22 protein-coding genes are annotated in these 23,716 nt (G+C 74.3%); 6 read left to right on the forward strand and 16 right to left on the reverse strand.

Features of this window, described 5'->3' with window-relative positions; translation table 11 throughout:
* The first annotated feature begins 53 nt into the window (after window positions 1-53).
* The gene (locus HL663_RS07935) at window positions 54-3,179 is read left to right on the forward strand and encodes a pullulanase X25 domain-containing protein (RefSeq protein ID WP_173027826.1); all 3,126 of its coding nucleotides are present in this window, start codon (window positions 54-56) and stop codon (window positions 3,177-3,179) included.
* A gap of 99 nt (window positions 3,180-3,278) precedes the next feature.
* On the opposite strand, the gene HL663_RS07940 is transcribed toward HL663_RS07935, so the two are convergent.
* The 8 genes from HL663_RS07940 to mftA are packed head-to-tail and all read right to left on the reverse strand — an operon-like array spanning window position 3,279 to window position 9,674.
* Window positions 3,279-3,938, reverse strand: a complete 660-nt coding sequence (locus HL663_RS07940; protein ID WP_173027827.1) for an LmeA family phospholipid-binding protein — start codon at window positions 3,936-3,938, stop codon at window positions 3,279-3,281.
* 4 nt (window positions 3,939-3,942) lie between these two features.
* Complete coding sequence (gene mftD / locus HL663_RS07945) at window positions 3,943-5,133, reverse strand: pre-mycofactocin synthase MftD (RefSeq protein ID WP_173027828.1); 1,191 nt, start codon at window positions 5,131-5,133, stop codon at window positions 3,943-3,945.
* A 5-nt stretch (window positions 5,134-5,138) separates the two neighbouring features.
* Complete coding sequence (mftF, locus tag HL663_RS07950) at window positions 5,139-6,557, reverse strand: mycofactocin biosynthesis glycosyltransferase MftF (protein WP_173027829.1); 1,419 nt, start codon at window positions 6,555-6,557, stop codon at window positions 5,139-5,141.
* On the reverse strand, window positions 6,550-7,320 hold the full coding sequence (locus HL663_RS07955; RefSeq protein WP_173027830.1) for a mycofactocin-coupled SDR family oxidoreductase: 771 nt from the start codon (window positions 7,318-7,320) through the stop codon (window positions 6,550-6,552). Before HL663_RS07955 ends, mftF begins: the two co-directional genes overlap by 8 nt.
* Entirely contained in the window at window positions 7,317-8,051 is a 735-nt protein-coding gene (gene mftE, locus HL663_RS07960) for a mycofactocin biosynthesis peptidyl-dipeptidase MftE (RefSeq protein WP_173027831.1), read from the reverse strand. Before mftE ends, HL663_RS07955 begins: the two co-directional genes overlap by 4 nt.
* Before the next feature lie 6 nt (window positions 8,052-8,057).
* On the reverse strand, window positions 8,058-9,293 hold the full coding sequence (gene mftC / locus HL663_RS07965) for a mycofactocin radical SAM maturase (protein ID WP_173027832.1): 1,236 nt from the start codon (window positions 9,291-9,293) through the stop codon (window positions 8,058-8,060).
* Window positions 9,290-9,553, reverse strand: a complete 264-nt coding sequence (mftB, locus tag HL663_RS07970; protein WP_030529738.1) for a mycofactocin biosynthesis chaperone MftB — start codon at window positions 9,551-9,553, stop codon at window positions 9,290-9,292. Before mftB ends, mftC begins: the two co-directional genes overlap by 4 nt.
* A 10-nt stretch (window positions 9,554-9,563) precedes the next feature.
* The gene (gene mftA, locus HL663_RS07975) at window positions 9,564-9,674 is read right to left on the reverse strand and encodes a mycofactocin precursor MftA (RefSeq protein WP_173027833.1); all 111 of its coding nucleotides are present in this window, start codon (window positions 9,672-9,674) and stop codon (window positions 9,564-9,566) included.
* A 237-nt stretch (window positions 9,675-9,911) separates the two neighbouring features.
* Here mftA and mdo point away from each other — a divergent pair, with 237 nt between their 5' ends.
* From mdo to HL663_RS08000, 5 genes are all read left to right on the forward strand, one after another.
* On the forward strand, window positions 9,912-11,204 hold the full coding sequence (mdo, locus tag HL663_RS07980; RefSeq protein ID WP_173027834.1) for an NDMA-dependent methanol dehydrogenase: 1,293 nt from the start codon (window positions 9,912-9,914) through the stop codon (window positions 11,202-11,204).
* A gap of 91 nt (window positions 11,205-11,295) precedes the next feature.
* Entirely contained in the window at window positions 11,296-12,489 is a 1,194-nt protein-coding gene (locus tag HL663_RS07985) for an AAA family ATPase (RefSeq protein WP_173027835.1), read from the forward strand.
* 9 nt (window positions 12,490-12,498) lie between these two features.
* Window positions 12,499-14,025, forward strand: coding sequence for a VWA domain-containing protein (locus HL663_RS07990; protein WP_173027836.1), 1,527 nt, complete (start codon window positions 12,499-12,501; stop codon window positions 14,023-14,025).
* Entirely contained in the window at window positions 14,022-14,927 is a 906-nt protein-coding gene (gene mftM, locus HL663_RS07995) for a mycofactocin oligosaccharide methyltransferase MftM (RefSeq protein WP_173027837.1), read from the forward strand. Before HL663_RS07990 ends, mftM begins: the two co-directional genes overlap by 4 nt.
* 135 nt (window positions 14,928-15,062) lie before the next feature.
* Window positions 15,063-16,172 carry an NIDO-like domain-containing protein gene (locus tag HL663_RS08000; protein WP_173027838.1) on the forward strand — a complete coding sequence of 370 codons (1,110 nt, stop codon included), beginning with the start codon at window positions 15,063-15,065 and terminating at the stop codon, window positions 16,170-16,172.
* A gap of 21 nt (window positions 16,173-16,193) precedes the next feature.
* Here the strand turns inward: HL663_RS08000 and HL663_RS08005 are convergent, their stop codons facing one another.
* The 8 genes from HL663_RS08005 to HL663_RS08040 form a co-directional block, all read right to left on the reverse strand.
* Complete coding sequence (locus HL663_RS08005; RefSeq protein ID WP_173027839.1) at window positions 16,194-16,751, reverse strand: P-loop nucleotide/nucleoside kinase family protein; 558 nt, start codon at window positions 16,749-16,751, stop codon at window positions 16,194-16,196.
* Window positions 16,752-16,826: 75 nt separating this feature from the next.
* Window positions 16,827-18,251 carry an HNH endonuclease signature motif containing protein gene (locus HL663_RS08010; RefSeq protein ID WP_173027840.1) on the reverse strand — a complete coding sequence of 475 codons (1,425 nt, stop codon included), beginning with the start codon at window positions 18,249-18,251 and terminating at the stop codon, window positions 16,827-16,829.
* A 195-nt stretch (window positions 18,252-18,446) separates the two neighbouring features.
* Window positions 18,447-19,133 carry a MadR family response regulator transcription factor gene (locus HL663_RS08015; RefSeq protein WP_286176003.1) on the reverse strand — a complete coding sequence of 229 codons (687 nt, stop codon included), beginning with the start codon at window positions 19,131-19,133 and terminating at the stop codon, window positions 18,447-18,449.
* Window positions 19,127-20,500: a MadS family sensor histidine kinase gene (locus tag HL663_RS08020; RefSeq protein ID WP_173027841.1), complete on the reverse strand. Its 1,374-nt coding sequence runs from the start codon at window positions 20,498-20,500 to the stop codon at window positions 19,127-19,129. Before HL663_RS08020 ends, HL663_RS08015 begins: the two co-directional genes overlap by 7 nt.
* Entirely contained in the window at window positions 20,497-21,705 is a 1,209-nt protein-coding gene (locus tag HL663_RS08025) for an iron-containing alcohol dehydrogenase (RefSeq protein WP_173027842.1), read from the reverse strand. Before HL663_RS08025 ends, HL663_RS08020 begins: the two co-directional genes overlap by 4 nt.
* Window positions 21,706-21,812: 107 nt before the next feature.
* Window positions 21,813-22,478, reverse strand: a complete 666-nt coding sequence (locus HL663_RS08030; RefSeq protein WP_173027843.1) for an anti-sigma factor family protein — start codon at window positions 22,476-22,478, stop codon at window positions 21,813-21,815.
* Window positions 22,475-22,996, reverse strand: coding sequence for a sigma-70 family RNA polymerase sigma factor (locus HL663_RS08035; protein ID WP_173027844.1), 522 nt, complete (start codon window positions 22,994-22,996; stop codon window positions 22,475-22,477). The genes HL663_RS08030 and HL663_RS08035 overlap by 4 nt, the downstream gene beginning before the upstream one ends.
* 19 nt (window positions 22,997-23,015) lie before the next feature.
* Window positions 23,016-23,681 carry a hypothetical protein gene (locus tag HL663_RS08040; protein ID WP_173027845.1) on the reverse strand — a complete coding sequence of 222 codons (666 nt, stop codon included), beginning with the start codon at window positions 23,679-23,681 and terminating at the stop codon, window positions 23,016-23,018.
* Window positions 23,682-23,716 lie beyond the last annotated feature (35 nt).

A 23,716-nucleotide genomic window follows, 5' to 3' on the forward strand; every position in this document is an offset into this window, starting at 1 on the left:
GTCGGAGAGCCCGCGCCGGACGGGACCGCCCGTCCGCCACCCGAGGAGCAACGATGCCCCGAGCCCATCGCCGCCTGTCCACCGTCGTCGCGACGGCCCTGGTCCTGGGGACACCGGGCCTGCTGGCCGCCGTCCCCGCCTCGGCCACCGACCGCTCGGTCGCCCTCGTCGGCGACCTCCAGAGCGAGCTCGGCTGCGCCGCGGACTGGGCGCCCGACTGCGACGCGACCGAGCTGACCCGTGAGGGGAGCACCGACACCTGGAGCGCGACCTTCCGCCTGCCGGCCGGCAGCTACCAGTGGAAGGTCGCCCTCGACGACGGCTGGACCGAGAACTACGGCGCCGGCGGGGTGTTCGACGGCCCCAACGTGCCACTCGTGCTCGAGGGCGACGCCCGCGTGCGGTTCACCTACGACGACGCGACCCACGCCATCTCGATGACGCCCGTCGACCTCGCGGGCGGCACGTCCCGGGCCGACCGCCGCCTGGCCCAGGACTCGCTGCGCTCCAGCCTGACGCGCGAGCGGTTCTACTTCGTCATGGCCGACCGGTTCGCCAACGGCTCCACCGCCAACGACCGCGGCGGCCTGACCGGGGGCCCGCTGACGACGGGCTTCGACCCGACCCACAAGGGCTTCTACCACGGTGGTGACCTCAAGGGCCTGACCCAGAAGCTCGACTACATCAAGGGCATGGGCACGACGGCCATCTGGCTGACGCCGAGCTTCACGAACAAGCCGGTGCAGGGTGGCCCCGGCCAGGAGAGCGCCGGCTACCACGGCTACTGGATCACCGACTTCACGAAGATCGACCCCCACCTGGGCACGAACGCCGAGATGAAGAAGCTCATCGACGCGGCGCACAGGAAGGGGATGAAGGTCTTCTTCGACATCATCACCAACCACACCGCCGACGTCATCGACTACCGCGAGGACCAGTACACCTACCGGACGAAGAAGGCCTTCCCGTACAAGGACGCGAGCGGCACCGCCTTCGACGACCGCGACCACGTCAACCAGGCCTTCCCGACGCTGGACCCCGCGGTCTCCTTCCCGTACACGCCGTTCCTCCACCCGGGCGACGAGAAGGCCAAGACCCCGGCCTGGCTCAACGACGTGACGATGTACCACAACCGGGGTGACTCGACCTTCGCCGGCGAGTCCTCGACCTACGGCGACTTCGTCGGCCTCGACGACCTGTTCACCGAGCGGCCCGAGGTCGTCGACGGGATGGGCGAGATCTACAAGCAGTGGGTCGACTTCGGCATCGACGGCTTCCGCATCGACACCGTCAAGCACGTGAACCTCGAGTTCTGGCAGAAGTTCATCCCGGACATCCTCGGCGAGGCCAAGCGGGTCAAGAACAAGGACTTCTTCGCGTTCGGTGAGGTGTACGACGGCAACCCGGCCGTCATGTCCGAGTACACGACCTCCGGCAAGCTGCAGGCGACGCTCGACTTCGGCTTCCAGCAGCAGGGCGTCGACTTCGCCAAGGGCAACCCGGCCAACGTCCTCGCCGACTTCTTCGCCAAGGACGACTACTACACCGACGCCGACAGCAACGCCTACCAGCTCCCGACCTTCCTCGGGAACCACGACATGGGCCGGGTCGCGATGTTCCTCAAGGGCGCCGCGAAGGACGACGCGGACCTGCTCAAGCGCGTCCTGTTCGCCGACTCGCTGATGTTCACGATGCGCGGCAACCCGGTCACGTACTACGGCGACGAGCAGGGCTTCATCGGCACCGGCGGCGACCAGCTGGCCCGCCAGGACATGTTCGCGAGCAGGACGCAGGTCTACAACGACGAGGCCGTCCTCGCCGGCAAGCCCGGTTCGCGCGACCGCTACTCGACCACGCACCCCATCTACCGTCACCTCGCCGAGCTCTCGCGGCTGCGGGCCAAGCACCCGGTGCTCGCCGACGGGGCGCAGGTGCAGCGCTACGCCGACGAGGGGGCCGGCCTGTTCGCGGTCTCGCGCGTCGGGTCCACCGACGAGCGCGAGCACCACCCCAAGGGGCACGAGAAGGACGCGCAGCGTGAGTACCTCGTCGTCGCGAACAACGGGACCACCCCGAAGACCGCGACGTTCGACACCTGGACCAGCCGCAGCGGGTTCCAGCCCCTGTACGGCACGAAGAGCACGCTGCGCACGGGCGCCGACGGCTCCGTCACGGTGACGGTCCCGCCGCTCACGGTCGCCGTCTGGCGGGCGTGGTCGCCGGTCGACACCCGCGTCGCCGCGCCGCGCGTCACCCTCGACCTCGACGGGGACGCCGTGCACGGTCGCACCGAGGTCGGCGCGAGCGTCGAGTCCGGCACCTTCAGCCAGGCGACGTTCCTCTACCGGCCGGTCGGCACCCGCGACTGGCGCCTGCTCGGCACCGACGACAACGCGCCGTTCCGGGTCTTCCATGACGTCAGCGGGATGCCCGTCGGCACCGCGCTGGAGTACCGCGCCGTGGTCGAGGACGCCGCCGGGCGCGTGGCGGCCGACAGCGGGTGGGCCGTGACGGCGCAGCCGCCGTCGGCGACGGTCCCGCAGAACGGTGACCGCCCCGCCACCCAGCCGGGCACCGTGGCCTTCGCGGGCACGCTCAACAGCGAGATGGGCTGCACGGCCGACTGGCTGCCCGACTGCGAGCAGGCGCAGGCGACGCTCGACACCACGGACGGCATCTGGAAGAAGACGGTGGACCTGCCCGTCGGCCCGTACTCGTACAAGGCCGCGCTCGACCGGGCGTGGACCGAGAACTACGGCGCCGGCGGTGCGCGCGACGGCGCGAACATCGACGTCGAGACGACCGACGGCAAGGTCACCTTCTACTACGACCCCGCGACGCACTGGGCGACGTCGGACGAGCAGGGCCCGGTCGTCGTGGCCGGCGGCTCGTTCCAGTCCGAGCTCGGCTGCGCCGCGGACTGGGCGGCCGACTGCCTGCGGCCGTGGCTGCAGGACCCGGACGGCGACGGCGTCTACGCGCTGACGCTCACCGGTATCCCCGCCGGGACCTACGAGTTCAAGATCGCGCACGACCTCTCGTGGGACACCAACTACGGGGACGGCGGCGTGCCCGACGGGCCCAACATGTCGGTGACCGTGCCGGTCGACGGGGCGCGGACGACGTTCCTGTACGACGTGCGCACGCACGAGACGACGGTGACCTCCGAGGCGCCCTGACCCGGGTCTCGCACCGGACCGACGACGGGTCCGCCACCTCCACGAGGTGGCGGACCCGTCGCCGTCCCCGGGTGGTGCGTCCCGGTGACGGGCGCCAGGTCAGCGACCGAGGACGACGTCCTGTCCGTCGAGCCGGACGGCGAAGCCGGCGCCGTCGACCCCGACCTCGCGCAGGACCATCCCGTCGGGCAGGCCGGTCACGGGGGTCCGGATGGTCACCAGCTGCCGGGCCGCGGCGCCGAGGGCCGCGTCGACCGGCCCGGGGCCGCCGACGTCGACGGTCTCGGGCTCGAGGACCAGCAGGCCGCCCTCGGCCCGGACCCGCCCGGTGGCACGCACGAGCAGGTCGCGGCCGAGGACGTTCACCTGCCGCTCGACCCCGGCGCGTCCCTCGCCCGCCGCGTAGAGGCGGGTCCCGGCGCCCACCTGCTCGGCGACGGTGCCGAACGGCAGGGTCGCCCGCACGGCGAGGGTCGTGGCCCGCAGGCCGTCCGGCCCGAAGCGCACACCGGTGCCGGTCGCGTCGACGTCGACGAGGTCGCCCTCCGCGGCGAGCACCTCCCGGCTCTGGAGCCGGACGGCGCCGAGCCAGGTCTCGTCAGGCCCGAGGTCGCCCGGCGGCGATACGCGCACCCCCGACGGGGGCGGGGAGGGCAGCGCTGCCGGAGTGGCCCCCGAGCCGAGCGAGAGCCCGAGGACGATCACGCCGAGCACGAGGACGACCAGGGTCGTCAGGACACCGAGGAGGAACCGCTTCACCCGGTCAGCGTGGCACCTGCGCGGCGCCGAGCGTGCGGGTGAACCCCTCCGGCACGAGGATGTCGTCGCGGGTCAGCTCCTGGACCGAGCCGCGCCCGAGCCCCAGCAGGGCCGACGACACCCCGCCGGAGAGTATGTCGAGGACGTTCTCGACGCCGGCCTGCCCGTTGGCGGCGAGCCCCCAGAGGTAGGCGCGCCCGATCATCACGGCCTTCGCGCCGAGGGCGAGCGCCTTGACGACGTCGCCGCCGCGCCGGATGCCGGAGTCGAGGACGACCTCGACCTGGTCGCCGACCGCGTCCGCGATGCCCGGGAGCATCCGGATGGCACCGGGGATGCCGTCGAGGTTGTTGCCGCCGTGCGTCGAGACCGAGATGGCCGTGGCCCCGGCGTCGACCGCGCGGCGCGCGTCGTCGACCCGGCAGATGCCCTTGACCATGAACGGGCCGCCCCACGTCTCGCGCAGCCAGGCGATGTCCTCCCAGGAGGGCGGCGGCGTCGTCATCCACTCGCCGTAGGCACCGAAGAAGGTCGGCCCCTTCTGCCCGCGCGGTGCCATGTTCGGGGTCGTGAGGTCGGGCAGGGCGCCGGAGCGCACGAAGTCCAGCAGCCAGCGCGGCTTGCGGACGACCTCGGGGGCGAAGGAGAGCATCGCCCGGGGGGTGAGGGCCTCGGGGATGGTCGGGCTGCCCCAGTCGCGGCCGTGCGAGAAGGTCCAGTCGAGGGTGGCGATGACGCCCTGCGCGCCGGCCGAGCGGGCCCGCTCGAGCCGCTCGGTCATCGTGTCGCGGCCGCCGGACCAGTAGATCTGGAACAGCGTGCGGTCGTTGGCGGCCACGACGTCCTCGATCGGGCTGGACCCGAAGGAGCTGAGCCCGACCGCCGTCCCGCGCGCCGCGGCCGCCCGGGCGACGGCGACCTCTCCCTCGGGGTGCACGGCCTGGACCCCGGTGGGCGAGATGATGACCGGCAGGGCGAGGTCCATCCCCATGACGCGGGTGGCGAGCGAGCGCTCGGCGCTGCCGCCCGCGACGTGCGGCGCGAACCCGAGCTCGGCGAACGCGGCGATGTTGTCCTCGTAGGTCTGCCCGCGCTCGGACCCGGCGAGCAGGGCCTTGTAGACGGAGCGGGGGAGCCGCTTCTCGGCGCGGCGCTGGGCCTCCGCGACGGTCTCGAACCATCCGGTGCTGCTCATGAAGGTCACCTCTCGGGGTGGGTGGTGGGCGGGGCCGGCCGGGGCCGGAGGACGGGGAGGAGTGCGCGGGGGGAGCGGGCGCGCAGGCAGCCGCGCCACAGGCCTGCGCCGTAGGCGAGGTCCTCGGCGCGACGCAGGGCCGTGTAGCGCAGGACGTCGAGGTCGGGGCGGACCCGGCGGTGGTCGAGCACGCCGTCGAGGACGGCCGCGGCGAGGGCCACCCGGCGCGCCCGGCGCGAGAACGGCACGAGCGCGGCCGTGACCGGCCAGTGGTGGCGCACGACGAGGGCGGTGGTCTGGGTGAGGGTGGCGTGCAGGGCGACGCCGAGGACGGCCGCGGCGGCCCGGTGCGGGTGGTCGCTGCCGCGCAGCCGGCGCGCGAGGGTCACCTGCGCCACCGCGCTCGCGGCCACGGCGGCCGGGATGCTCCAGCGGCGCTGCGCGAGGAGGGCGCCGGCGAGCACCGCCGTCCAGGGCGCGAGCACGGCCGGGGCGACGGCCTCACCGTGCCGGGCGGCGAGCAGTGCTGCTCCGGTGCCGTAGAACGCCTTGCGGGACAGCCACGCCCGCGCGGTCGTGCGGTGCTCGTGCCGGACGACGACGGTCGGGTCGTAGCGCACGTCGTGGTGGCGGGCGACCCGCCACACGAGGTCGACGTCCTCGGCCACCTCGAGCGACTCGTCGAAGCCGTCACCCAGGGCCTCCCGCCGGGCGAGGAGGACCGCGCTCGGCACGTAGGACACCCGCCCGTGCGGGTGCACGCGTGCCGGGGAGGCGCCGAGGTCGAGGGAGGAGCGGGCGGCCTCGTAGCGGGCGAGCACGCCGCGGCCCTCGTCCAGCCCGAGGACCCGGGGCGCCGCGAGAGCGACCCCCGGGTCCTCGAGGTGGCGTCGGAGGGCCGCGAGGGAGGCGGCGTCGAGGACGACGTCGGAGTCGACGAACGCGACGACGTCGGTGGTCGCGACCCGCAGCCCGGTGTTGCGGGCGGCCGCCGGGCCCCGGCGCTCGGGGTGGCGGACGTAGCGCGCCCCCCGGCGTCGGCAGACCTCGACGATCGCGGCCGGGTCGGTGGAGCCGTCGTCGACGACCACGACGGTCGTCCCCGGGAGCCCGCCGAGCAGCCGGTCCAGCGCGGCCGGGCGGTCGAGGACCGGCACGACGACCGTGACGTCCCCGGTGGTCGACGACGGACGGCTCCCGTTCCACCACGGGTGCGCGAGACCGCGGTCCAGCAGCATCCGGGCGACGCGTGCGGAGGTGGGGTCGTCGACGCGCAGCACGCCGGCGTCGTCGATGCGTCGCAGGGCGGCCGGGCGCAGGTGCACGAGGCGCCCCGAGGAGCCGCCGAACAGCGTGCGCCCGTCGTCGCAGCGGTGGGCGTCGTCGGCGAGACGCACCCGGAAGCCGTGGGGGAGGTCAGCCACGGCCGGACCCCCCGCCCGCGTCGAGGACGGCCCCGTGCAGCACGGTGCCGGCGCTCGCCGCGAGCTCGACGACGGCGGCGACCTCGTCGGGGTCGAGCGGGCGCCGCGCCGCCTGGTGCTCGGTCAGGGACCGGACGTCGTCGAGGCCGTAGAGGCGGGCGGTGGCGGCGAGCATCGGGGAGCCGGTCGCGCCGGGGGCGACGCCAACGGCCGTGACCCCGGTGCCGACGAGGTCGGCGGCCAGGGCGCGCACGACGCCGGTCGCGGCGTGCTTGGCGACGACGTAGGCCGACAGCCCGTAGAGCCCGCGCTCGCCCGCGGTGGAGGTGAGAACGACGACCGTCGGTCGGGAGTCCGCGGGACGCCGCAGGAGGTGGGGGACCGCCGCGCTCGCGAGGTTCCACGCGGTCGCCGCGTCGGAGGCGAAGAGCCCGTCGCGGACCTCGGCAGCGGTCTCCCACAGGGGCGCACCGCCGGCGATGACCGACGCGCACGACACCGCGACGTCGAGCCCGCCGTGCTCGTCGGCGACGGCGTCCACGGCGGCGCGCGTGGCGTCGAGGTCGCGCAGGTCGACCACGCGGCAGGGGATGCCCTCGGCCGCCAGCGCGTCGCGGTCGGTGGCCGACGCGTGCGCGTACCCGAGCGTCTCGCCGCCGACGTCGTCGAGGACGGTGACCGGCCCGGAAGCCGTGAGCCGTCGCGCGACGGCGGCGCCGATACCGCGAGCCCCACCGGCGACGACGGAGACGCGGCCGCTCATCCCGGCACCCCGGCGGGCGCGGGCCGCACGAGCCGGCCGTGCTCGTCGACGTCCGCGGCGAGCACCTGGGCGGTCACGCGCTCGGCGACCCGGGTGAGGTGGGAGCGGCCCTCGGCCGCGCTCGCGCCCCGGGGGTCGCCGAGGACGCCGGTCGCCGTCACCGCGGCCACGCCGCCCGCGCGCAGCCGGGGCAGCAGCTCGGGCAGCGGTGCGGTGGCCCCGGGCACGGCGGACGCGGGGGACACCGCGTCGGGTGCGAGGGCGAGGACGAGCGAGGTCTCGGCGCGGCCGGCGTGGGCGTCCCACCCCGGCTCGGCGCACGAGGTCCACCCGACGTCGTGGCCCTCCCACCGCAGGCGGCGGGTGGCGGCCGCGACCGCCTCCGCGTTGCCGCCGTGCCCCGTGACGAGCACGACCGGGCCGCACCAGCGACGGGCCGAGCGGACGAGCTCGACGAGGACCAGCCGCAGCGCCTCGGTGCCGATGGAGACCGTCCCCGCGAACCCCTCGTGCTCGCCGCTCGCGCCGTACTCGAGCGTGGGGGCGACGAGCACCCGGCGCCCCGGGTCGCGCTCCGCGAGGAGCACGGCGACCCGCTCGCACACGGCCCCGGCGACGAGGGAGTCGGCGGCGAGGGCGAGGTGCGCGCCGTGCTGCTCGCAGGCCCCGAGGGGCACGAGCAGCGTCGCCCCGACGAGGTGCTCGCCGCTGGCGGCCGTCCCGAGGTCCACGAGGCGTCAGCGCGCGCGGAGCGCGTCCCGACCCGGGCCGACCGGGCTCTCGTCGCACGGCGAGGCCGGCGGGCGCCGGGCGATCGTCACCGGGACCGGCGCGTTGCGGACCGGGCCGCGGTGGCTGTGGTCCTGGCTCGGCGACGGGCGCACCCCGTCCGCCACGGCGGCCAGCGAGGCCTCGGCGTTGCCCTTGACGCACTCGGGGTCGGGGCCGTCGAGGGGGAGGCCGGTGAAGAACTTCGCCGCCATGCACCCGCCGCGGCAGGCGTCGTACGCCGAGCACCGGGTGCACGCGCCCCCGGTCTGCGGGGAGCGCAGGTCCGCGAAGAGCGCGGCGTCGCGCCAGACGCTGCCGAACCCGGCGTCGCGGACGTTGCCGGCGAGGAAGCGGTCGTGGATCGCGAAGGGGCAGGCGTAGACGTCGCCGACGGGGTCGACGAGGCAGACCACCCGGCCGGCGCCGCAGAGGTTGAGCCCGGGCAGGGCGTCCCCGAACGCGGCGAGGTGGAAGAAGGAGTCACCGGTGAGGACGCCGTCACCGTGCGCCACGAGCCAGTCGTAGAGGACGCGCTGCTGCTCGGCGAGCGGGTGCAGGTCGTTCCACACGTCGGCGCCGCGGCCGGCCGGGCGCAGCCGGGTCAGGCGCAGGACCGCGCCGTGCTCGTCGGCGATCTCCTTGAACCGGTCGAGCTGGGGGATGTTCTCGCGCGTGCAGACGACGGAGAGCTTGGTGTCGGTCATCCCCGCGTCGCGCAGGTTGCGCAGGGCGCGCAGGGCGGCGTCGTAGGTGCCGGCGCCGCGGACGGCGTCGTTGACCTCGGGCGTCGCGCCGTCGAGGGAGACCTGGACGTCGACGTAGTCGGTGGCCGCGAGGCGAGCCGCGCGCTCCTTGGTGATGCGGAAACCGTTGGTGGAGAACTTGACCCCGACGTCATGAGCCACGGCGTGGTCGACGATCTCCCAGAAGTCGGGGCGGACCGTCGGCTCGCCGCCGCCGATGTTCACGTAGAACACCTTCATCCGCTGGAACTCCTCGACGAGCGAGAAGCACTCCTGCGTGGTCAGCTCGCGCGGGTCGCGGCGGCCGGAGGACGACAGGCAGTGGACGCACGCGAGGTTGCAGGCGTAGGTCAGCTCCCAGGTGAGGCAGATGGGAGCGTCGAGGCCGTGCTCGAAGTGCTCGACGAGCCGGGTGCCGGGGGCGGGCGGCGCCGCGGGGCGCTCGGGGGCGAGGGTCATCCGGTCCTCCTGGTGATCATCCGCTGGTCGGCGAGGCGGCGCAGGGCCGCGTCGAAGCCGGGGCGGTCGGCGGCGGGGACGCCGGCCCGGTCGAGGGCGTCGGCCACGGTGGGTGCGGCCTGCAGCCCCTCCACGACGGCGACGAGCCGCGGGTCCTTGAGGAAGGTGAGCCGGCGGCTGGTGAAGTCGTAGAGCAGGGCACCGAACGGCTCGGGGCGGATCGCCACCGAGCCGTTCAGCTCCCAGGACTGCTCGAGCACGTCGCCGGCCTCAGTAGACGCCGCACATGCCGTCGATGGACACGTCCTCGACGAGGGTGTCGGCGAGCAGCTCGTCGGGCTCGACCTCGGTGGTCTCCTGCGCCATCTCCTCGGGGGTCATGGCGACTCCTCTCCCAGCATCGTCGGTAGGTCACGACCCGCGTCACGGGGCGTGCCACCACGCTAGGAACGCACCACAGGGGCGCCCACCCCTCGCCCGGTCGGTGCCCTCCTGCCGGACCGGGTAGGGCGCCCCCGGGCAGGCGGGCGGTTTCCCGGTCCTCGTCTATGCACGCCGCCGCGGCGCTCCTAGCGTCGAGGCCGCTGACCCCCAGTGCCTCAACGAGGAGGATGTCCGATGCAGGTCGACGAGCTGCTCAAACCGTTCCCCATCAAGGAGTTCCACCCCTTCCCGCGGGCCCTCATGGGTCCGGGGGCGCACGAGATGATCGGTCCGGAGGCCCTCAAGCTGGGCTTCCGCAAGACCCTCGTCATGACGTCGGGCCTGCGCGGCACGAACGTCGTGCACAAGATCGTGGAGTCGATGAAGTACCACGGCCTCGAGGTTGTCGTGTACGACAAGGTCGAGTCCAACCCCAAGGACTACAACGTCATGGACGCGGTCTCGCTCTACCAGGACAACGAGTGCGACTCGTTCGTGTCCATCGGGGGCGGCAGCTCGCACGACGCCTGCAAGGGGGCCCGCGTCGCGGTGGCCCACGACGGCCGCAACGTCAACGAGTTCGAGGGCTTCAACAAGTCCGAGAACCCGAAGAACCCGCCGCACATCGCGGTCTCGACGACGGCCGGCACCGGCTCGGAGACGTCGTGGGCGTACGTCATCACCGACACGACGACCGACCCCGACAACCCGCACAAGTACGTCGCGTTCGACGACGCCTCGGTGACCACGCTGGCCATCGACGACCCGGTGCTCTACTACGACTGCCCGGTCGACTACACGGCGCAGTGCGGGTTCGACGTCCTCGCCCACGCGAGCGAGCCGTACGTGTCGCGGCTCAACTTCGAACCCTCGCTCGGCAACGCGCTGCGGGCCATCAAGCTGACCGCGGAGAACCTGCGCCAGGCGGTGTGGAACGGCCAGGACCTCGCCGGCCGCCAGGGGATGATGTACGCCCAGTACATCGCCGCGCAGGCGTTCAACTCCGGCGGCCTCGGGATCATCCACTCGATCAGCCACGCGGTGTCGGCGTTCTACGACACCCACCACGGGCTGAACAACGCGATCGCGCTGCCGCGCGTCTGGGCCTTCAACATGCCGACCCAGTACAAGCGCTTCGCCGACATGGCGCAGGCGATGGGTGTCGACACCTACGGGATGACCGACGTGCAGGCCGCCGACGCCGCCCTCGAGGCCGCGATCCGCCTCCTGCGCGACGTGGGCATCACCGAGAAGTTCACCGACGTGACCGCCGACAGCTACTCGAAGAACCGTCTGGGACAGGGCCCGACGAAGTTCTACGAGAACGCGAAGGTCATCACCGGTGACGACGCCGACGTCGACCGCATCACCAACCACGTCCTCGGCGACGCCTGCACCCCGGGCAACGCCAAGGAGTGCACCTTCGAGACGGTGCGACCGGTCGTCGACCACTGCATGAACGGCGACCTGGACGACCTGCTCTCGTGACCGGAGCCCCGGAGCCACCCGGGCGCGCTCGCTGCGCCCGGGTGGCTCCGGCCCCACGGCCCACCACCGACGACGCTGGAGGACACCGCCCGTGAGCACCGACCCCGCCACCACCCCGTCCACGTTCGCGAGCGTCGAGGACGCCCGCGAGCGGCTGCGCGAGGTCGGCTACCTCACCGACGACCGGCTCGCGACGACCGCCTTCCTCCAGTCGGCCCTCGGCAAGCCGCTGCTGCTCGAGGGGCCCGCCGGCGTCGGCAAGACACAGCTCGCGCAGAGCGTGGCCGCCGCGACGGGTAGGCGGCTGCTGCGGCTGCAGTGCTACGAGGGGCAGGACGAGACCAAGGCCCTGTACGAGTGGGACTACGGCAAGCAGCTGCTCTACACGCAGATGCTCCGCGACAAGATCGGGCAGGTCGTCGAGGACGCCCCCGACATCGCGGCCGCGGTCGAGCGGATCGCCGCCCAGGACAGCGTCTTCTTCTCCGAGCGCTTCCTCGTCGCCCGTCCGCTGCTCGAGGCGATCACGTCGGAGGACCCCGTCGTGCTGCTCATCGACGAGGTCGACCGGGCCGACGAGGCGCTCGAGGCGGTCTTCCTCGAGCTGCTCGCGGAGTTCCAGGTGTCGGTGCCCGAGGTCGGGACCTTCGTCGCCGAGCAGAAGCCCCTCGTCGTCCTCACCTCGAACAACACCCGCGACCTGTCGGCGGCCCTCAAGCGCCGCTGCCTCCACCTCTTCCTCGACTACCCGACCGCCGAGCGCGAGCTCGAGATCATCCGCTCCAAGGACACCGGCCTCGCCGACGCGCTCGCCGAGCAGCTCGTCGGGGTCGTGCGCGGCCTGCGCGGGCTGGAGCTGCGCAAGGCGCCGAGCATCTCGGAGACGATCGACTGGGCCCGCACGCTCGCCGTGCTCGGCGTGACCGAGCTGTCGGCGCCGGTGCTCGCCGAGACCCTCAACGTCGTGACGAAGTACGAGCGCGACCTCGGGCTCGCGACGCGCGAGCTGCCGCGGCTCGTCGACCCGAACCGGGAGGTGCCCGCCGAGCGCGGGTCGGGCCACGGGCACGGACATGGCCACGGGCACGGTCACGCGCACGACGGGACCGACGGGACCGACGGCCCCGACGGGCGCGACGTGCGGGCGGGCAAGGACCGGCCGGGGCGGCACGACGAGGCGTACTACGGGTCGCCGAGCGCGGCGCCGGCCGAGCCGAAGCAGGTCTCCAGCAGCCAGGGCCAGCGCTCGTTCCGCAGCGGCGGGGCCCGGCGGCGGCCGGTCTGACGAGGCGTCGTGGAGAGCTCGCTGCACCGCTTCATCCGCTTCCTGCGCCTGCACGGGATGCGGGTGAGCGTCGCCGAGACGGTCGACGCGCTCGAGGCCGCGGCCCAGCCCGGGATCATGGCCGACCGCGAGGTGCTGCGGTCGGCGCTGCGGGTCACGCTCGTCAAGGACCGGCGCGACCTCGAGGTGTTCGACGCCGTGTTCGACCGGTTCTTCCGGCTGCGCTCGGTCGTCACCGAGGCGCAGGGGCACGGTCACGCCCACGACGACCTCTCCGACGACGGGGAGCTGAGCGGGCTGACGATCTCGGACGAGCTGTCCGACACCCCGCAGCAGGGGCACAGCCACGGTGCGCCGCAGGACATCCGGGAGTTCTTCCGCCCCGAGGACCTCGCGCAGCAGTACAACCTCCACCAGGAGGCGAACAAGATCGACATGGCGTCGATGACCGACGAGGTCGTGCTCTCGAAGGACGGGGTGACGCCGCAGGGTGAGGCCGCCCGGGTGCAGGTGTCGGCGTCGCGGCTGCACAACCCCGGCACGCCCGGTCGGCTGACCGAGGCGCGCGGCGCCGAGCTCGACGTCGAGCTGACCGTGGCCGAGGAGCTCGCCCTGCTCAGCTGGCTCGGCGAGCCGGACGACGAGCTCGAGGCCCTGCTCGACGACCCCGACACCGCCCGGCTGCGCGCGCAGCTGGCCCCCCTGCTCGCCTCGCTGCCGGAGCGGATCAAGCAGCACATCGAGCAGCTGATGGCGACGCAGGCCGAGGTCGAGGAGCGCGAGCTCGACGTCGCGCGGGCGGAGGTGCTCGCGGAGTCCGACCGGCTCGCCTTCGAGGAGGCGGTGCGCCGGCTGCTGCGGGCACTGCGGGGCGCCCCCCGGCCGCGGCGCCACGTCGCCGGCCGCGGGGTCATCGACAGCCGGCGGACGATGCGCTCGAACATGCGCTACGACGGCGTGCCGTTCCGGCCGGTGCTCGTGAGCAAGCGGGAGGACCGCCCGCAGCTCCTCGTGCTGTGCGACGTGTCGCTGTCGGTGCGGGCGGCGTCCGGGTTCGCGCTGCACCTCGTCCACGGGCTGCAGTCGGTGGCGTCCAAGGTGCGCTCGTTCGCGTTCGTCGACGAGGTCGCCGAGATCACCGACCTGTTCGACGACCACCACGTGCAGCAGGCGCTCGCGATGGTCATGGCCGGTCGCTCGGACGGCGGCGTCGTCGACGTCGACGCCGACAGCGACTACGGCAGCGTGCTGCGGCAGTTCCTCGACGAGTACGGGTCCGCGATCACCCGTCGGACGACGGTCGTCGTCATCGGGGACGGCCGGGGCAACGGCAAGGACCCGGCGGTCGGGGCGTTCGAGGAGATCGCGCGCCGCGCCCGGCACGTCGTCTGGCTGACGCCGGAGCCGCGGTACTCGTGGGGACTCGGCCGCTGCGACCTGCCGCTCTACGAGCCGTCGTGCGACCACATCGAGGTGGTCCGCAACCTCGTTGCGCTGGAGTCGTTCTCGCACCGGATGTCGGAGGTGCTGGTGTGACCGTCGCGCCGATCGACGCCCTCGCCCCGCTGGTGGGGGCCTGCTACCGGGACGGGGTCGTGACGGTGCGGCCGCGACGCCCCGACACCCGGATGCGGCTCGGGGCGGTGCGCACGCCGCACTTCGACCTCGTCCACGACGGCGCCGACCTCGTGGTCGAGCACGGGCTCGGCCTGTCCGACGTCGACGACGACCTCGCCGGGCTGCTCTCCGACGAGCTGTTCGAGGCGGGGTGGCTGCGCGGGTCCGAGCTCTTCGAGCGGGTGTTCACCGGGGTCGTACTCACGTGCGCCGACCGGCCCGAGGTCGCGTGGGAGGCGTTCTACGCCAACACCCTCGCGGCGGTCGGCGCGGCCGCGCGCTCGCAGCCGACCCCGGGCACGGCCGCCGGCCACGGGTGCATCCGCGACTACGCACCGGTGTACGCCCGGGCCGAGTCGCTCGTGCGCGGCCGGTCGGTCCTCGAGCTGGGGAGCTGCTTCGGTTTCCTCGCCCTGCGGGTGGCCGCCGACGGCCGCACGGTGACCGCGTCGGACGTCTCGGGCGGCACGATGCGGCTGCTCGCCGCGATGGCACCGCGCTTCGGCGTGGACGTGCAGACCCTCGCCTGCGACGCGGCCCACGTCCCGCTGCCCGACCGCAGCGCCGACACCGTCCTCGCGGTGCACCTGCTGGAGCACCTCGAGCCCGACCACGCGGCCCAGGTGCTGCGGGAGGCCTGCCGCGTCGCGCGCGGGCGGGTCGTCGTCGGCGTGCCGCTCGAGGACTCGCCGTCGGAGCAGTACGGACACCTGTGGGCCGTCTCGCTCGAGACCCTGCGGGAGTGGGGCCGTGCGGCCGCGGGCTGGCGGGCGGACGTGTCCGAGCACCACGGCGGGTGGCTGGTGCTCGACCGCGGATGACCTCGGCGGGGGTCGCGTCCGGCTGCTCCGGGGACACGCTGGGACACCGCTGTCGGGACGGACGGGGAGGGGTTACCCTCCTCGTGTACAGCGGCTTTGACAGGGGAAGGCGCCGTGGCACCAACTGGTCGGACCATGCTCGCGATCGCAGCAGCCATCGGGCTCTGCGCGCCGACGCTCGCTCTCTCGTCCGCGCAGGCGCGGCCCGTGTCGTGGGCCCCGTCGTCGGCCTCCGTGGCCGCGTCGCCGGGCTACGTCACGTCCGTCCGGACGGGGGTGGGCCTCCTCGGCGCGAGCACCGACATCGGCAACCACTGCGGCAGCTACGACGAGTGGAACAACACGAGCGCGTGCACGACGCCGCTCGAGTTCCCCTTCCCGGTCAAGTTCTTCGGGAAGACCTACACGTCGGCGCTCGCCGACACCGCCGGCAACATCCAGTTCTCCGGTGACGCGACGCGCACCGAGTCGATCGGCTGCTTCCCCGACCCCGAGGTGGGTGCGGCCTTCGCCGTGCACAGCGGGTTCGCCAAGCAGACCTCGCAGAAGCCGACCCTCGGCATCTTCACCGGCGTCCACGGCACGGCGCCGCACCGCACGTTCGTCGTCCAGTGGCGGGCCGGCCTCGCCGGGCTCAGCTACTCCGACCCCTACGCCGAGTGGGCCTTCGAGGCCCAGTTCGTCGAGGGCTCCTCGACGGTCAGGGCGGTCTTCGGCGACAGCTACCAGAACGACCTCGGGCCGGACGACACGTGGGTGCGGACGAGCCCCGCCCCGTGGCGCGGGACGACGGCCGTCCAGGACGGTCTCGGTCACGCCACCGGCGGATGCGGCGCGACTCCGGCCGCCGGCACGGAGGTCAGCTTCACGACGACCCAGGCGGCGCCGACGCTCGTCGAGCAGGACGCCGCGGCGGTCCGCTACTCCGGCACCTGGCGCACGGGCACGTGCGGCGCGTCGACCTGCAGCCCGGGCAACGTGCAGAAGAACAGCTCGGCGTCGGGGGCGAAGGCCACCCTCACGTGGACCGGGACGCGCGCCGACTGGGTCGCGTCGACCGGGCCCGGTGGCGGCAAGGTCCGGATGTCCGTCGACGGCCGGTACGTGCGGACGGTGAACCTGTCCAGCCCCACGATCGTCGACGGCCGGATGGTCGCCGGGCCGACCCTGACGGCGGGCAAGCACACGATGGTGCTCGAGCGGCTGAGCGGCCGCGTCAACGTCGACGCCTTCCGGGTGCGCTGACCCGACCCGCGGTCGTCCGCGTCAGACCCCGCCCGGCGGTGCGAGGTCGGGGAGCGTCGGCCAGCGCGTGCTCGCCCAGCGGTGCCACGTCGGGTGCCCGGCTGGTGGGGCGGGCAGCGGACCGCCCGAGAGCTCGGCGGCGTCCGGCAGCCGGACCGCGGCGAGGAAGCGGTCGTGGTCCGCGTCGGTCATCTCGAACGTGGTCTCCGGTGCGTCGAGCCAGCGCTGCCGCGCCCGCCGTCGCCGCTCCTCCTCGGCCGCGTGGACCACCTCCAGGACGAAGCGTCCGCCGGCGGACTCGGTGACGGCGCGGATCGCGTAGCGCTCCTCCGGGGACCAGCAGCCGACGTCGAGGACCACCCCGACGCCGCTGCGCAGCACCTCGTGGGCGACCCAGACCATCCGGCCCTCGAGCACGTCGCGGCGGCCGTCGGCATCGCTGTCGCCGAGGAGCGGCGCCATCCAGTCGTCGGGGGTGAGCCGCAGGATGCCGTGGGTCGCCGCGAGCTCCCGGGCCCGGGTCGTCTTGCCCACCCCCGGGAGGCCGACGGTGAGGAACAGGGTCGGCCGGTCGGTCACGACGCCACTGTGCGCGCGTGACGCGCCGGCGGGCAACCGATTTCACGGCCGGTACCCCCGGGGCCCGGGCGAGCGTCAGGCCACGGCGTCGGCTTGGTCGGGTGGGTGTTCGAGGGTGTCGAGGTGTCGGTCGTAGGAGTGGGGGGTGAGGTCCCAGGTGACGTGGGTGCCGTGGTCGTCGGGGTGTTGGTGGACTTCTGCCCAGAGGCGGCGTCGGTGGACGTGGGTGTGGTGGCGTTCGCAGAGGAGGGCGGCGTTGGTGATGTCGGTGGGGCCGCCGTCGGCCCAGTGGTGGACGTGGTGGGCTCGGGTCCAGGCGGCGGGGGCGGTGCAGCCGGGGTAGGTGCAGCCTCGGTCTCGCAACAGGAGGTGGCGGCGTTGTCCGCGGGTGAACAGGCGCAGGATGCGGGTGAGGGTCAGGGGTTCGCCGCGGGTGCCGAGGAGGTGGACCAGGAGGGCGGCGTCGCAGCCGAGGCGGCGGGCGGTCTCGGGGGTGAGGAGGGTGCCGTCGGCGGTGGTGGCGAGCACGGTCCCGGCGCCGCGGGCGGGTGTGCCGGTGGGGGTGGCGAACAGCCCACCGGTGTCGGAGGTGGTGGCGGGGGTGGCGGTGTCTGTGGTGGTGAGGTCGGCGAGGGGGATGGTGAGGTGGAGGGTGGTGTCGGGGCCGCGGTCGGTGTCGTGGGCGCCGGTGGTGTGGGCGGTGGCGGTGGCGCAGACGACGGTGAGGGCTTCGACGCGGCGTTGGCCGGCGGGTCGCAGGTCGGCCTCGCCGGTGTCGTCGTTCGGCGCGGGCGCGGACGGCGGCCCGATGGCGGCTTCGAGGGTGGCGGCCTGTGCGGGGGTCATCCAGAGCTGGTACTCGGTGAGGTCCCCGGACTCCACGTGCGGCATGGACAGGCGGGCTGCGGCGGCCAGGCGGGTGTGGAGGTCCTCGAGGGCGCCGTCGTGGCCGTGCTCGGCGAGGAGCCGGGGGCGCAGGCGGCGCATCACGGACGGCCCGTACTCGGCGGCCAGGGCGAGGAGCCCCGAGGTGGCGGTGGGCAGCGCGGCGGACTCGAGCAGTGGGGCGAGGCGGGTGGTCTCGCGCAGGACGGCGCACCCGGTGTGGGCGTCGATGTGTGCGTCGTGGACGGCGGCCCAGACGATGCCGAGGGGGGTGTCGGGGCCGGGGTCGTTGCGGTGGGTGGGGGTGTCGTCGGCGGCGACGTCGAGGGCGAGGCGGGTGACGGCGGCGGCGCCTGACTGTCGCAGGGAGGGGGCGTGGGTGCGGACCCAGGCGTGGGTGGCGGAGCCGGCGACCTCGCCGCGGCGGACGGCTTCGAGGGTGACCTGGACGCGGGCGGCGGACGCGCGCGCGGCGAGGGTGTCGAGCAGCTCCATCAGGTCGCCGAGGTCGTCACCCGGTGCGGCGGCCAAGGCCTCGTCGAGGTCGGTCAGGGCGTCGGTGGCAGCCTTCAGCAGGGAGCGTCGCTCCTCGAGTTCGCCTGTCCCCGTTGCCATGTGACCAATCTGGCAGGGGCCACCGACAGTCCGTCAGCCCCGGACGCAGACCTGTGGACGACCGACGACCATCACCAAGGCTGTGGAAAACCGCTCTCCCGCAGCAAAGAACAGGAGTACGCGGCCGGGATCCGAACGTCGTCACGGTGGGCGCGGTGCTCCCGGGTGCACCGCCTGCCGCACCGCCTGCTGCAGCTACTGCAGCAGCCCGCGCTTCGTCGCCTCGTAGACCGCCTCGGCCCGCCCCGACACCTCCAGCTTGCGCAGGATGTTGCCGACGTGGAACTTCGCCGTCGTCTCGGAGATGTAGAGCCGCTTCCCGATCTCCTTGTTGGACAGCCCTCGGGCCAACAGCTGGAGCACCTCGTCCTCGCGCGCCGACAGCGTCGGCGCCACCGGCTGGGGCGGCGCCTGCATCCCGCGCACCATCGCCGCGGCCGACCGCGCGTCGAACGCCGACTCGCCCTTGCTCACGTCGTGGATGGCCCGCACGAGCGCGGCGGTGTCGACGTCCTTGACGACGTAGCCGCGCGCCCCGGCCCGCACCGCCTCGAGGACGAGCGTCTCGTCGAGGAAGGTCGTGAGCACGAGCACCGCGACGCTCGGGTGGCCGGTGCTGATGGCCTGCGCGAGCTCGAGGCCCTCGGTGTCGCTCGACGACGACAGCTTGAGGTCGAGGAGCAGGACGCGTGGCGTCACCCGCTCGAGGACGGCCAGCGCCTCGCCGCGCGAGGAGGCCTCGGCGACGACCGTGATGTCCGGTTCCCGCTCGAGCACGGAGCGCAGCCCCTGCCGGACGATCGCGTGGTCGTCGACGAGCATCACCCCGATGGTCTCGCGGTCGTCGGGGGCGGTGTCTCGGACGTCGGTGGCGCTCAGCACGGCGTGGCCTCCTCGGCGGTCGGGGGAGCGAGCCCGGCGGGGACCCGGACGACGGGCAGGGGGACGCGGAAGGTGAGCCGGACGCCCCCGAGGCGCGAGCGGCGGAACGCGAGCGTGCCGCCGAGGCCGCGCACGCGGCAGTCCATGTTGGCCAGGCCCTGGTGCCGGCCGTCGCGCACCGTCCGGCGCTCGAGCTGGAGCATCCGGCGCAGCGCGGCGGGCTCGCCGTCGCCGTCGTCGGACACCGACACCACGAGCGCGTCCGGCATCCACCGGACCCGGACGACGGCCCGCCGCGCCCGGGCGTGGGTGACGACGTTGAAGAGCGCCTCGCCGACGACCCGGGCGACCTCGTGGTGCACCTCGTGGCCGAGCGCGGTCGTGCGCCCGGCGACCCGTACCTGGATGTCGAGCGTCGGCCGGTGGTGGTGCACGACCTCGCGCAGGAGGTCCTCGAGCGAGGCGACGGAGTCGGTGTGCGGCCGGGTCAGGGCGAAGATCGCGGTGCGCAGCTGCTCGACCGCCGTCTGCGTCAACGACTTCGCGGTCTGCAGCTGCGCCCCCACGTCGCGCGCACCCATCGCCTCGGCCTCGCCGCGCGCGACCTCGACGGCCATCCCCGCCGAGAGCACGTACTGCGTCACGCTGTCGTGCAGCTCGCGGGCGATGCGGTGCCGCTCCGCGTCGACGAGCTCGCGCTGCTCGGCGACGGCGAGCCGGTGCTCGGCCGCCTCCAGCTCGGCGGTGCGGGCTGCGAGGTCGCGCGCCTGCGCCCGCGTCTCCTCGTGCAGGCGCTGCGCGCGGCGGTGCAGGGAGAGCCCCGCCTGGTACTGCTCGCTCGTGTGGAGGGAGACGGCCGCCTGGTTGGCGAGGATGCGCAGCACGGCGAGGTCCTCCGGCTCCGGCTCGTCGTGCAGGCCGTGGCGCGCGGCGAGCCCGCCGACCCGGCGCCCCTCGAGGTACATCGGGACGCGGACCCAGACGTCGGTGCGCGCCGACGGGCCGGCGTACCCGGAGCGCACCGCCGACAGCTCGAGCCGCACCGCCTCGGGGACCTCGGTGGGGTCGCCGACGCTGCGCCGGTCCGGGCCGATGACGACGAAGCGCGGCCGGGCCCGCTCGAGGTGGCTGTCGGCGAGCGCGAGGACGGCCCAGTCGGCGTCGAGGTGGTCGGCGGCCGCCCGGGCGACCTCCTCGAGCAGCCCGCGCGGGCCCTCCACGGTGCGCACGACCGCCCGCGAGATCGTGTCCATGGCGCGCACGGCCCGCTGCGTCCGCTCGGTCGAGCGCAGGTACGCCGGGTAGTAGGAGTTCTTGCCCGACCGGACCCCGGTGAGCCGAGAGATGTCGGTGGCGCCCTCGCTCACAGCGCGGCCCGGAAGATGCGCTCGATGTCGGCGGCGTCGGTGGGGCGCGGGTTCGTCGTGAGGCAGGCGTCCTCGAGGGAGTTCTCCGAGAGCGTCACGAGGTGCTCCTCGGTGATGCCGAGGGAGCGCAGCGAGCGCGGCACCCCGACCTCGTCGGCCAGCGCGCGCACCTTCGTCGCGAGGGCCTCGGCGGCCTCGGCGGGAGGCATCCCGTCGACGGCGATCCCGGCGGAGCGTGCGAGCGGCACGAACCGGTCGGGGGAGGACGCGGCGTTGTAGCGGATGACGTGCGGCAGGAGGATCCCGTTGATGACGCCGTGCGGGGCGTCCAGGAGACCGCCGACCTGGTGGCTCATCGCGTGCGTCGCGCCGAGGATCGCGTTGGTGAAGGCGAGCCCCGCGGCCAGCGCAGCCTCGGCCATCCCGGTGCGGGCCTCGGGGTCGTCGGGCCTGCGCATCGTCTGCACGAGGTGCTGGTCGACCAGGCCGACGGCGTTGAGGGCGTGGACGTCGGCGAGGGCGTTGTGCGCCCGCGACACGAAGGCCTCGATCCCGTGGGTCAGGGCGTCGAGACCGGTGGCCGCGTTGAGCCACTCGGGCATCGTCGTCAGCAGGCGCGGGTCCGTGATCGAGATGTCGGGCACGAGCGCGCGTCCCATGATCGTCACCTTCACGTGGCGCGTGGTGTCGGTGACGATGCAGAACTGGCTGACGTCGGCGCCGGTGCCGGACGTGGTCGGCACCATGAGCGTCGGCGGGATCTCGCGGTGCACCTGGTCGACGCCCCGGTAGTCGAGGATCGAGCCGCCGTTGCCGGCGAGCACGGCGACCCCCTTGGCGGCGTCCATCGCGGAGCCGCCGCCGAGGCCGATGATGACGTCGCAGTCGTTGGCCCGGTAGAGGTCGTGCGCGGCGGCGACCTCGACGTCGCGCGGGTTGGGCGAGACGTCGCTGCACACGACGGGGGAGAGGCCGACCTCGCGCAGGTGGCCGAGCAGCTCGTGGGCCCAGCCCGCCTCGACGAGCCCGGGGTCGGTGACGACGAACGGCCGGCGTGCCCCGAGCCGACGGGCGGCGTACCCGGCCTCGGCGAGCGCGCCGATCCCGAAGACGATCTCCGGGGCCTGGAACTTGACGAGCGCGGACGCGTCGAGCGGCCACGTCGTGGTCGTGGTCCCGGCTCCGTTGCCGCCCAGCGCCGTCATCCCGGCCCTCCTGGCCCCTCGGGTGCAGCCACGGTAACCCTCGCGGCGAGGTCGCGCACCCGTCCGCCCGGGTCGTGACCGGGACCGGCCAGACCCTCTCCGATCGGTCAGGTCGCGTGTCCTTCGGCGAGGGTCCCACCCTCCACCGAGACGACCTCGAGGACCGCGATGCGCGCCGGGGGGAGGGAGGTGGCCCCGACGACGCGGATCCGGGCGCGGTCGGTGGCGGACCACGTGGCCCCGGTCTCGCGCGTGCCGTCGGTCGAGTGCACGACCAGCGCGTAGCGCCCCGTGCTCGGCAGATCGAGCACCTCGAGGGCCAGCTGGGTCCCCCAGGGGCGGGGGGCGAGATCGGCGCGGCCCGTGGTGCCGGAGCCGGGCGCCGGGGCGAGCGCGATGGCGGCTGCGACGGGGGGTGGGTCCTGGGGACCGTCGAGGCGTGCCCCGAGCGCGACGCCCCCCACGAGGGCGACGGTCGCCGCGAGCGCGCCCAGGGCGAGCGTGCGGCGGCGACCGGCGCGGCGCTGCGCCGCCACGGCCAGGAGGAGGGGCGCGAGGTCCCCCGGCGGGGCGCCGTCCGTGGCGGGTCGGGCCCACTCCTGCGGGGGGACGCGGCGCAGGAGGCCCGCCACCGGCGTCGAGGCCTCGACCTCGGCCCGGCACACGGGGCACCCGTCCAGGTGGGCGCCGAAGCGGGCACGGTCGGCGGCGTCGAGCCCGCCGAGCACCCACGGCCCGAGCAGGTGCCTCAGCTCGTCGTGGTCCTCGGTCACCGGGTGACTCCCATCTCCTCGAAGGCGACGCGCAGGGCGCGCACCGCGTAGTGGCTGCGTGACTTGACCGTGCCCTCCGGCACCCCGAGCCGGGCGGCCGCCTGGCGCACGGACAGGCCCTCGTGGAAGAGCAGCCGCACCACCTCCCGGTGGTCCGGCCGCAGCCGCCCGAGCGCCTCCGCGACGAGCCAGCCGTCGACGGCCTCCTCCAGGCCGTCCTCCTCGGGCAGGGCGCCCAGGACCGAGCCGTCGTCGAGGAGCTCGGGCCGGCGGCCGGCGGAGCGCCAGGCGTCGGTCGCGACGTTGCGGGCGACGGTCAGGAGGTAGGCCCGCACCTCCCGCTCGTCGCGCCCCGCCTCGAGCCGGCCGATGGTCCGCCACACCCGCAGGAAGGTCTCCTGCAGGAGGTCGTCGGCCACCTGCGGGGAGGCCGCCCGTCGACGCAGGTACGCCAGCACCGCAGGGGCGTGCGCGGCGTACACCGTGGCGAGGGCGGCCTCGTCCGCCGGAGGGGTCATGGGGGAGATGGTGGCGCGCTCAGGGTCCGGTGACCACGAAGTCGACCGAGGCCACGCGCGACGCGAGCCCGAGGGCCCGCAGGTCACGGGCGTCGACGTCACCGTCACCGTCGGCGTCCGGCACCACGGCCGGCGCGTCGTCGTAGCGGCCGTCCTGGTCGAGGTCGTCGACGACGGCCGCGAGGATGGTCGAGCGCGTGCTCGTGCCGAAGGACGGGGCGCCGACGATCCACGTGTCCATCACCGACACCCGGTCGGGCCGGAGGTCGGTCAGGGCGGTGAGGTTGAACAGGCCGGCGAGGTTCTGCCCGGCACCGGCACCGATCGCGGTGGTCGAGTCGAGGACGACCAGGCCGGGCAGCGCCTCGTCGGCGCCGGGGGCGAAGGCGCCGGGGAAGGGCGCGGTGCTCGCGTGGGCGGCCGGACCGGTCAGCTGCGGGGAGAAGCCCGACCGGGCCAGGGCGTCCCGGCCGTGCACGGTGACGCGCAGGTCGACCGCCCAGCCGCGGCCCGCGACCCCCACGACGTCCTGCCGGGCGGGGGCCACGATCCGCACCTCGGCGGCCCGTTCGGTGTGGTGGTCCCCGTCCCCGTCCGCGACGGCGGGTGTCGTGGTGCCCACGGCGACCGCGACGACGGCGGCGGTGCTCGTGACGGCGATGGCCAGTGCGGTGCTTGGTCCCATGGTCTCCTCCTCGGCCGGCGGGTCCGTCCCGCCGT

Origin of the sequence: Arthrobacter sp. NEB 688 (genome assembly GCF_013201035.1) — a bacterium.
Classification (GTDB): domain Bacteria; phylum Actinomycetota; class Actinomycetes; order Actinomycetales; family Dermatophilaceae; genus Phycicoccus.